This window comes from Flavobacterium movens, from assembly GCF_039581425.1.
Classification (GTDB): Bacteria; Bacteroidota; Bacteroidia; order Flavobacteriales; family Flavobacteriaceae; genus Flavobacterium; species Flavobacterium luteolum.
Genome location: NZ_JBCPXY010000001.1, coordinates 640,481 through 652,049 on the forward strand (window position 1 = coordinate 640,481; position 11,569 = coordinate 652,049).

The window sequence follows — 11,569 nt, forward strand, 5'->3', positions numbered from 1 at the left end:
CTTAAACTTAATCAATTCTTATTATGAAAAGCAAAAATTGTATTAAAACAACAAAGCTTCCATATTTTATGGCGGTGCTGCTTAGCGTATTTATGATGCAGTTTGGATTTGCTCAAGAATCTAAAACTGTAAGTGGGACAATTACCTCTTCCGAAGACGGATTTGGAGTTCCAGGAGCAACTGTACTTGTACAGGGAACAAAATCGAGTGCTGTTACCGATTTTGACGGAAAATATAAAATTGAAGCCAAAACAGGCGATGTTTTAGTAATTACCTTCGTGGGATTTAAAACAAAGAATATTACAGTCGGTGCTCAAAAAGTAGTCGACGCTGTTTTACAGCCAGAAACTGCAGAACTTAAAGAGGTTGTAGTAATTGGATATGGATCACAGAAGAAAACATTAGTCACTAATGCTGTAACTCAGGTAAGTGGTGAGAGCCTGACAAAAACAAATACTACAAATGCGCTTCAGGCACTTCAAGGTCAGGCAGCGGGTCTTCAAATTACTTCTACATCTGGACAACCGGGAGAAAGTCTGAATGTGGTAATTAGAGGAGTGGGGTCAACAGCAGGAAGTAATCCGCTTTATGTTGTAGATGGAGTTCTTACTGGAGATATTTCTTACTTGAATAACTCTGATATCGAATCTATTTCTGTTTTAAAAGATGCTGCTTCGGCGGCAATCTATGGTTCGCAAGCTTCGAATGGAGTTGTATTAGTAACAACAAAAAAAGGGAAACGTGGCACAACAGGACAAATAACATTTGATCAGTATTATGGCGTTCAGTCAGTAGCGAGAAAAGTAGATTTGCTTGATGCTAAAGAATATGCAACAATATTAAATGAAGCAAGGGTTAACTCTGGCAATACTCCATATTTTACTAATGCTCAAATTGCTGGAATGGGCTCAGGAACAAATTGGATGGATAAAATGCTTACAGATAATGCTGCAACTAAGAATTTCTCTTTTGGAGCGTCTGGAGGTTCTGACACTTCGGTTTATTCGGCTTCATTATCTTATTTGGGGCAAGAAGGTGTAGTTGGAGGTAAAGATTTGTCAAACTACGAACGTTATAATTTCAGATTCAATTCTGAGCATAAATTATACAAAGATGTTGTGACATTTGGAGAGAATTTGAGTTTTGCTTACATTAATAAAAATGGAATTGGTGTTGGTAATCAATATAATAACTCTCTTAGAGGAGCTTTTCAAGCAACACCTTTGCTGCCAATGTACGATGCAAACGGCAACTATTTTGATACTTCAAACAGTACAGAACCATGGTTGACAGGAATGGCAAATCCTTATGCTTTAATGGTTTATAATAATCAAAACGAAAGCGATAGCCAAAAATTATTAGGAAATGTTTACCTACAGATTCAGCCAATTAAAAACCTAACTTTTAAAACAACTTTAGGTTTGGATTATAACGTAAATGAAGGACACTCTTATTCTCCAATTTACAGATTGTCAATTTATGCTAATAGTGCTTTTGATAGGGTAAATCAGAACATGAATAAAAGTACAAGTATAAACTGGGACAATTTATTAACATATAAGTTTAATGTATCAGATAATCATCATTTTGAAGCTTTGGCTGGTACATCTTATATCAATTATAATACAACTTCTGTAGAAGCGGCAAATGCTGATTCTGTTTTTAACGATTTAGAGCACGCCTGGATTGACAATACAACAAATAAAGACGGAGCAAGAATGTCAATGAAAGGAAGTAAGTTTGAGAATATCCTAATGTCTTATTTTGGAAGATTAAACTATAATTACAAAGAGAAGTATTTATTAAATGCAACTCTTAGGGCTGATGGTTCTTCTAAATTTGCGCCAGGAAATCAATGGGGATATTTTCCATCAGTTTCTGGAGGTTGGGTAGCTTCAAACGAAGATTTTTTGAAGGATTCAAAAGTATTTAATTTTTTAAAATTAAGAGCAAGCTGGGGTCAGGTAGGAAACCAAAGTATTAGATCATTTCAATATTTATCTTTAATAAAATCAAATTATACTAACTACACTTTTGGTGATAAAGAAGGTGCCTTAACACCTGGAGCATACCCTGAGAATATTGCAAATCCAAGCCTTAAATGGGAAACTTCAGAACAGATTGACCTTGGTTTTGATGCCAGATTTTTAGACAATGCATTGAGTGTAAACTTTGATGTTTATAAAAAGACAAACAAAGACTGGTTAATTTTAGCGCCAATCTTAGCAACGGCTGGTGCGAACGCGCCATTTATTAACGGAGGAGATGTAGTTAATAAAGGAGTAGAGTTAAGTTTGAGCTATCAAAATAAAATTGGAGATTTTAACTACAGTGTGAGTGCAAATGGTGCTTACAATAAAAACACTGTTGGACAAATTCCAAATGCAGACGGAATTATTCATGGTCTGAGCGGTGAACTTTATGATAACTCGGGTGAATTTTATAGAGCAGAAAACGGACATCCGTTAGGATATTTCTGGGGATACAAAACAGGGGGAGTATTTCAGAATCAGGAACAAATTAACAATTACAAATCGGCAAACGGAGTGGTTTTACAACCAAATGCAGCTCCTGGAGATTTGATTTATGTGAATACAAATGGAGATGATAAAATTGATGCTTCTGATAAAACAAGCATCGGAAATCCAAATCCTGATTTCACTTACGGTTTCTCTATTTCGGCTAGTTATAAAGCCTTCGATTTTTCGCTTAATGGAAATGGAGTAGCAGGAAATCAAATTGTACAATCGTATAGAAACCAAGCAAATACTTACGGTAATTATACTTCAGCAATATTAAGCCGCTGGCATGGAGAAGGATCTTCAAACACAATGCCTAGAGTAACTGAAGATAACCGAAACTTTACACAATTTTCAGATTTATACGTTCAGAATGGGGATTTCTTAAGAATCAACACAGTTACACTTGGATTTGATTTAGCAAAAATGAAACAGTCAAAATCATTTTTTGCAAGCCAGTTTAGAGTTTATTTCTCAGTATTGAACCTTTATACTTTTACGAAGTATGATGGAATGGATCCTGAAATAGGATTTGGTTCTTCTAATGATGATCAAAAGTTTTCATCAGGGGTTGATGTAGGTTACTATCCAAGACCAAGAACATATATGTTAGGTCTAAATGTTAAACTTTAATACATAAAAAAATGAAAAAGACTTATTTATATATTTTCTGTTTGGGTTTACTTTCTCTTGCATCTTGCAGTTTAGAAACAGAACCACTTACACAACAGACAGATGGGAATTTTTATAAAACCACAGATGATGCTTATACAGCATTAGTAGGTTGTTATGACGGAATGCAGGTGGCTACAGGAGCTGCTGGTTTAGGAGTTCCAGTAATTAGCGAAGTAATGTCTGATGATTGTTTTGGAGGAACAGGAAACTCAGATGGTTACAATTATGCTGCGATTGATGAGTTCAACATTCAACGTTCACCATCGGATATTGATATGTTAAACAATAACTGGATAGCTTACTATAAAGCACTTTATCGTTGTAATGTCCTTTTGTCAAAAATGGATCAAATTGACTGGAAAGGGGATACTACTTTAAGAAATACTTACGAATCTGAAACAAGATTTATTAGAGCCTATTTATATTTTGAAATGGTTCGTCTATGGGGAAATATTCCATTATTGACTAAACCTTCAACAGAAAATATTCCACAGGCAAATCCAGATGATGTATATAAAGTAATTGCAGAAGATTTAGTTTTTGCATCAGATCATTTACCATCAGCAGCTTATAGTGCAACTGTTAGCGGCCGTATTACAAAATGGGCGGCCAAATCTTTGCTTGGACGTGTCTACCTATACTACACAGGATATTATGGTAAAACCGATTTGGTTGGAGTAGTAACTAAAGCACAAGCGCTAGCACATTTGGAAGATGTTATAGCAGGAAGCGGACATGGTTTGGTTGATGACTTTTCTACACTTTGGCCTGCAGCTTCAGTTGATAAATATGCAGGTGAAAGCAATAAAGAATTTGTATTTTCTATAAAATATACTTACACAAGTGATTATAACGGAAACACAGATGGTAATCACTGGCTGGTAATGTTTGGAATGAGAGAATTCTCGTCTTATCCTTATGGACGTGGTTGGGGCGTAACTGTAAATTCTAAATTATGGAACGCATACACAGCAAATGATACAAGACGTGTTTCAACTGTAATAGGAATTAATGAAGAAAAAATTCCATTTGATAAAATAAATAATCAGCGTGAATATACAGGTTACTATAACAAAAAGTATACACCGATGGTTGATAAAGATGGAAAAGACCTTCCATTAACAATGGGAAGCCAATTTTGGGACATCAGCCAATTTCAAGATTATGTGGTTTTGAGATATTCTGATGTACTTTTAATGGCAGCAGAATTAGGAAGTGGTAATGCACAATCTTATTTTGATGACGTAAGAAGAAGAGCTTACAAAACTGCATTCACTTCTATTCCTGTTAATTATGATAATATCATGAACGAAAGACATTTAGAATTCGCTCTAGAAGGAGTTAGATATTGGGATTTACTTCGTCAAGGAATTGGCAAAGCATCTTCAACTATCGCAGAAACTACAACTTTACTTAACGGAGGAGTACAGACTACAAAAACAATTTCTTCAGTAAACATCCAAAATACAAAAGGATTACAGCAAATTCCAAATACACAGATAACATTATCTAATGGAGTTTTAAAACAAAATGCAGGCTGGTAGTTTTAATTAAAAAATCAAAAAAATGAAAAATATAAAAGTATTAATTACAACACTTTTGATGCTGGCCATGCTGGTGTCATCTTGTTCGCCTGATAGCTATTCACTAGATGGCGCGATGGATAAATCGGATATACATTTTGAAATTACTCAGGATTTAGCAGCAGATCCAGGAGGAAATACTGTAATTCTGAAAAATACGACACCTGGTGTTATATTAAACTGGGATTATGAAACAGGAAAATCAGACAAAGCGATAGAAACTGTAAAGTACGCTTTTAAAGGAAATTATACGATAAAAATTTCGGCAGTTACCGGCGGCGGAATTGTAGAACTTGATCCAGTAACGGTAACCGTAAATCAGGATAATTTAAATTATGTTAATGATGCACTTTGGACAGCTTTGTCTGGAGGTGTAGGAAAACAAAAAGTTTGGATTGCTGATAATGGTAAATACGGAATGGCTCTTGGAGCAATGTCTTATGCAGATCCTAGCACTACAGTAGAGTGGGGTAATTTTACACCAAACTGGGAACCAGAAGGGAATGCTAATTCAAGTACAGATGCAGATATGCATTGGGGCAGAACAATGACTTTCAGTCTAGAAGGTGGTCCATTTATGAAAATTCATGAAGCCGATGGAACTCTTAAAGAAAGTGGCACTTATTTCTTAGATATAAATACACATACTTTAACAACAACTGGAGCAACAATTCTGAGACCAGACAACTATATTGCAAACGCAAGTAACTGGACTAACAATATCAAGATCTTAAAACTTACTGAAAACCAATTAAGAATTGCTATTATGAGAACTAATAGCGAAGGGCCATGGTGGTATATCTGGAATTTCGTTTCTAAAGAATATGCAGAAAACTACGTACCACCTGTTACTGGACCAAGTTATGATGAAGGTTTTAATCCAACTTTTGCTTCTGGCGAATTATTAAAAATGATTACTGGTGGAGTAGGATCAGGTAGAGTATGGAGTTTAGACGGAAATGGAAATCCAGTAGACTGGTTAGGAAAAGGAAAAGGATGGACTACAGGTGCTTCAAGCTCGTATAACTGGGGATGGAATGATGATTGGGCTGCTATAGCAGGTAATTCTTGGATTCGTTTTGATCAATTTGGTGGAAAACTAAATTATACTAGAAGCCAGAATGGTGTAGTAACTTCTGGATTATTTACAATTGATGAAGCGAAAAATGAAATTAACTTAGGAACAAATACATTGATTCAAAATCCAGATAGCTGGATGAATCCAACAACAAATGTTATTAAAGTTGTAAAGGCTTATAATAATGACTACCTACAAAAAGGTATTTGGTTTGGAACATCTTATGATTCAGGAAAAGATGAGTGGTTTGTGTTCCATTATATAATTCCTTAAAAATTCATATATTTCACTTTATAAATAACTCGGAAGCAGAGTCATAACTGCTTCCGGGTTATTAAAATTTACGTACTATGTTGCAGTTAACTTCATATAAAAAACTAGGATTACTATTTGCAGGCTTTCTTTTATTGTCAGCATGCAAATCGTCAACAGATCAAAAATTTAGTAACCGAAAAGTTTCTTTTAATGCAGATTGGAGTTTCCATCTAAACGATAGTATTGTTGATAAAGATACTATTGGGACTTCAACCAAATGGAGAACTTTAGATGTTCCGCATGATTGGAGCATCGAAGGTAAATTTGATGAAAAAAGTCCTGCAGGTTATGGCGGAGGATCTCTAAACGGAGGTTTAGGCTGGTACAAAAAAACATTCAAAGTCGCTGCAGAAGACAGCACAAAAATAACTTCTATAACTTTTGACGGAGTATATAGAAACAGTGAAGTTTGGGTAAATGGACATTATTTAGGAAAACGCCCAAACGGATATATAGGTTTTCAATATGATATGTCATCATATTTAAATTACGGAGACAAAAACAACGAAATAATTGTTAAGGTTGACAATTCAAAACAACCCAATTCACGCTGGTATTCAGGATCAGGAATTTTTAGAAATGTCTGGATCGAAACTACAGATAAACTTCATGTGGGACAATGGGGAACCTATATTACAACTCCAAAAGTTACGACCGAAAAAGCTTCTATAAGTTTTGAAACAACAATTAAAAATCAATACAAAGAAGGAAAAAAAACCACAGTAACGACCACCATTTTTAAAGAAGACAAAAAAGTAACATCGGTTACACAAGATATAACCATCAATGGCAACGAAAATCAAATTCTGAATCAATCGGCAGAAGTTGAAAATCCGATTTTATGGTCAGTTGAAAATCCAGAATTGTACACCGCGGTTACTGAAATTTCGCTTGACGATAAAATCATCGATCAATACAAAACCAATTTCGGAATCAGAGATTTTAAATTCGATTTGAATAAAGGTTTTATTTTGAATGGAAAACAAGTAAAAATAAAAGGTGTTTGTCTGCATCATGATTTAGGTCCGTTGGGTTCTGCGATTAATACTCGCGCCATCGAACGCCAATTGGAAATCATGAAAGAAATGGGGGTAAACGGAATCAGAACTTCTCATAATCCGCCCGCTCCAGAACTTTTGGATCTTTGCGATAAAATGGGTTTCATTGTTATGGATGAAGCTTTTGATATGTGGAAGCAAACCAAAACCAAATACGATTACGGAAATGATTGGGACAAATGGCATAAAAAAGATCTAATCGATCAATTGCTTCGCGACAGAAATCACCCAAGTATTTTTGTTTGGAGCATCGGAAACGAAATTCCAGAACAATGGAATGAAAAAGGTGTTGAAATTGCTAAAGAATTGGCTACGATTACACGCGAGTACGATAAAACGCGTCCGTTAACCGCAGCGATGAATCCGCCGGTAAACATGAATATTGATGCCGTGACTTTACAGTTTGAGAAAAAAGATGTATCGATTAATCCGCTTGCTGGATCAGGAGTTTTAGATTTAATAGGATACAATTACGCGCATCAAACGTACGAACATCATCTAAAAAACTTTCCAAATACGCCTTTTATCGCGACCGAAACCACTTCAGGTTTACAAACACGAGGATATTACGATGCCGTTTCAGATACTATCAAAAAATGGCCAGTAAGATGGGATCTTAAATTTACAGAAGGAAATCCAGGAAATACCGTTTCGGCTTACGATCAGGTGCAGACACCTTGGGGGTCTACGCACGAAGCAACTTGGAAAGTAATTAAAAAACACGATTTCCTTTCTGGAATGTACGTTTGGACAGGTTTTGATTATATCGGAGAACCAACTCCATACGAATGGCCTTCGGTAAGTTCGTATTTCGGAATTGTAGATTTAGCAGGTTTCCCAAAAGACGTTTATTATATGTACCAAAGTGAATGGACAGATAAAACGGTTCTTCATATTTTTCCGCATTGGAACTGGAAGGCTAGACAAACTGTTGATGTTTGGGCATACTACAATAAAGCCGATGAGGTTGAACTTTTCGTAAACGGAAAATCAGTTGGAAAAAGAAGCAAAAAAGGAGACGATTTACATGTCATGTGGAGAATTCCTTTTGAAGCCGGAACTCTAAAAGCAGTTTCCCGTAAAGACGGAAAAGTAGTTTTAGAAAAAGAAATTAAAACAGCTGGAAATCCTACTCAATTAAAACTGACTGCAGACAGAAGTACCATCAAAGCAGACAAAAACGATTTGTCATTTATCACAGTTGATATTTTAGATGATAAAGGAACTTTAGCTCCAAATGCGAATAACGAAATTAATTTCTCTTTAAAAGGAAATGGAAAAATTGTAGGCGTTTGCAGCGGAGATCCGGTTAGCCACGAATCGTACAAAGGAAATAAACATACCGCTTTGGCTGGAAAATGTTTGGTTATTGTTCAATCTGGAGATCAATCGGGAAGATTAGAATTAACAGCAAAAGCAAATGGATTAAAACAGTCCACAATTGTAATTACAACAGAATAATTTTTGAAATTTTAAATATAGCCACTCCCGATAGCTATCGGGATAAAAGGATTAAAAAGATTTAAATCTGCATGATCTGCTAAATCTGCGAGAGAAAAGAGAAAAGAAAAAATCCTTTTAAATCTTTTTAATCTGTGGCAAAAAAAATAAAAAGTAACCAATGAAAAACTCAAAATTAACCGCATTATTTTCTGCTGTCATGTTTGGATTTTTAGCTATTCCAAATGCTAATGCCCAAATCCAAAATGCAGATGTATTAAACGCACCAATAGATATCAGTAAAGATTTTCAGAATTATCTGAACACTTTTTATTTCGCAGACGAATTGGCTTCTTTTGATCCTGCAACGGGAAAAGGAACCATCAAATATTTGAGATACAATTATAAAACACGTCAGGCTTTCAACAATATGATGATGAAGCCAGATGTTGAAAAAGCAAACGAATTTCCAACAACAGAATATGCAGAATCTCCTGTTTTGCCATTCGAAATTCAGTTTGTTTCAGATAGAACAGTTAGAATTAAAACAACTTCTGGACCGCAATTTCACCCGCAAAAGGAATCTTTAATGTTGGTTGACGGTGTTGCGCCAAATCATCCTGAATTATGGAAATATGCTAAAATTGAAGGCGGTCACAGTTATACAAGCAAACAAGGAAGAGTTGAAATCTTAACAAAACCGTGGCATGTAAAAATCTACGACGAAAAAGGAAAACTGCTGACAAGCACACTTCACGATACTGATTTTAAAAATACGTATACACCAACACTTCCATTTTCTTACGTTCGCAGAAACAGCGATTATTCAAGAAGTATGGGCGCGGCTTTCAGTTTAGAACCTGACGAAAAAATATTTGGTTGCGGTGAATCATTTACACAATTCAATAAACGCGGACAAAAAGTAGTTTTATGGACGGATGATGCTAACGGAATCCAAAATGAAACAATGTACAAACCAATTCCGTTTTACATGAGCAGCCGTGGTTATGGAGTTTTCATGCACCATTCTACACCAATTACAGTGGACTTTGGAAAATACTTCTCAAGTGCCAACGAAATGTACATTGGCGATGACGAAGCCGATTTGTTTTTCTTCATTGGAGAACCAAAAGACATCTTAGACCAATACACGAATCTGACTGGAAAAGCAGCAATGCCACCACTTTGGTCATTCGGTTTCTGGATGAGTAGAATCACTTATTTCTCTGAAAAAGAAGGAAGAGAAGTAGCAAGAGATTTGCGTAAATATAAAATCCCAACAGACGTAATTCACTTTGATACCGGTTGGTTTGATGTAGATTGGAGAAACAATTATGAGTTTGCAAAATCTCGTTTCCCAGACGCCACAAAAATGATGTCTGATTTAAAGAAAGACGGTTTCCAGGTTTGTCTTTGGCAGTTGCCTTATTTCACGCCAAAGAATACGTTGTTTCCAGAAATTATGGATAAAAACTTGGCAGTAAGAGACAGAAAAGGAAATCTTCCGTACGAAGATGCTGTTTTAGATTTTTCAAATCCGGAAACAGTAACATGGTATCAAGGAAAATTGAAAAAGTTATTTGATGAAGGTGTTGCAGTTTTCAAAGTAGATTTTGGAGAAGCAGCACCACCAGATGGAATTTACCATTCTGGAAGAACTGGCTTTTATGAGCACAATTTATATCCATTACGCTACAACAAAGCAGTTGCAGAAATTACTCAGAAAGAAAAAGGATATACTTTAATTTGGGCAAGAAGTACTTGGGCAGGATCTCAGCGTTATCCTTTGCATTGGGGAGGAGATTCTGAAACCAGCAACGGAGCAATGTCAGCAGAATTACGTGGCGGACTTTCATTAGGATTAAGCGGATTCAGTTTTTGGAGTCATGACGTTGGAGGTTTTGCAACAAAATCTCCTGAGAATATTTACAGAAGATGGACACCGTTCGGAATGTTCACTTCGCACGTAAGAAGCCACGGAGAACCACCTCGCGAGCCTTGGTTGTACAGCAAAGAATTCTTAGAAGGATTTAGAAAAGCAGATAATATGCGTTACGAATTAATGCCATATATCTATGCTCAAGCAAAAGAAAGTTCTCAAAAAGGATTGCCAATGATGCGTGCTCTTTTTGTCGAATATCCAAACGATCCAGGAGCTTGGTTAGTAGATAATCAATATCTATTTGGTTCAAGTATGTTGGTTGCACCGCTTTTTGAAGAGGTTGAAGAAAGAGATGTTTATCTTCCAGAAGGAACTTGGATCGATTACCAAACTAAAAAAGTGTACCAATCGGGCTGGCATAAAATCAAAGCTGGCGAAGTGCCAATCATAGTTTTGGTAAAAGATGGAACTGCAATTCCGCATATCGGTTTAGCGCAGTCTACAAAAGATATGGATTGGAGCAAATTGACATTAAAAGTTTATGCTAGCGACAAAACCACTTCGGCTACAGCTAAAGTGTTTTTACCAGAAGGAGATGCGGTACAAGAAATAAAAGTGAACAAAAACGGAAACAATTTCGATGTTGCAGCAAATCCTTTAAACGGAAAAACCACTTTTAAAACCGAGTGGGCAAAATAAAAAAGTTAGCCACAGATTGCATAGATTAAAAGGATTAAAAATTGAAAATTAAAAATCTGCTAGATCTGCAGAATCTGCGTGAAAAATATTTAAACACATAGAAACATAGGTTTTTGTTTGTAAATAAAAGGTAAATGGAAAGAAACTAGTTTCTCACACATAGAAACTATGTTTGTTTAAAACAAGTGAAACGCCTTTTTTAAGTTTCCAATGAGCTATGATTCTATGTGTTTAAAAAAGTTTAAGCCACAGATTAAAGGATTAAAAAAATCAAAATAAAATCTGCAAAAATCTGCAGAATCTGCGTGAAAAAATCACAA

General features: G+C 35.6%; 5 protein-coding genes. All 5 read left to right on the plus strand.

Features of this window, described 5'->3' with window-relative positions; all coding sequences use genetic code 11:
• Nucleotides 1–23: 23 nt before the first annotated feature.
• The 5 genes from AAYQ05_RS02740 (at nucleotide 24) to AAYQ05_RS02760 (ending at nucleotide 11,249) form a co-directional block, all read left to right on the plus strand.
• Nucleotides 24–3,152: a SusC/RagA family TonB-linked outer membrane protein gene (locus AAYQ05_RS02740; protein ID WP_343540985.1), complete on the plus strand. Its 3,129-nt coding sequence runs from the start codon at nucleotides 24–26 to the stop codon at nucleotides 3,150–3,152.
• 11 nt (nucleotides 3,153–3,163) lie between these two features.
• The gene (locus AAYQ05_RS02745; RefSeq protein ID WP_343540987.1) at nucleotides 3,164–4,738 is read left to right on the plus strand and encodes a RagB/SusD family nutrient uptake outer membrane protein; all 1,575 of its coding nucleotides are present in this window, start codon (nucleotides 3,164–3,166) and stop codon (nucleotides 4,736–4,738) included.
• A gap of 22 nt (nucleotides 4,739–4,760) precedes the next feature.
• Nucleotides 4,761–6,128 carry a hypothetical protein gene (locus tag AAYQ05_RS02750; protein ID WP_343540989.1) on the plus strand — a complete coding sequence of 456 codons (1,368 nt, stop codon included), beginning with the start codon at nucleotides 4,761–4,763 and terminating at the stop codon, nucleotides 6,126–6,128.
• Between the two features lie 77 nt (nucleotides 6,129–6,205).
• Entirely contained in the window at nucleotides 6,206–8,689 is a 2,484-nt protein-coding gene (locus AAYQ05_RS02755) for a glycoside hydrolase family 2 TIM barrel-domain containing protein (protein WP_343540990.1), read from the plus strand.
• Between the two features lie 160 nt (nucleotides 8,690–8,849).
• Nucleotides 8,850–11,249 (plus strand): glycoside hydrolase family 31 protein, encoded by a 2,400-nt coding sequence (locus AAYQ05_RS02760; protein WP_343540991.1) that lies wholly within the window; start codon nucleotides 8,850–8,852, stop codon nucleotides 11,247–11,249.
• The last annotated feature ends 320 nt before the right edge of the window (nucleotides 11,250–11,569 follow it).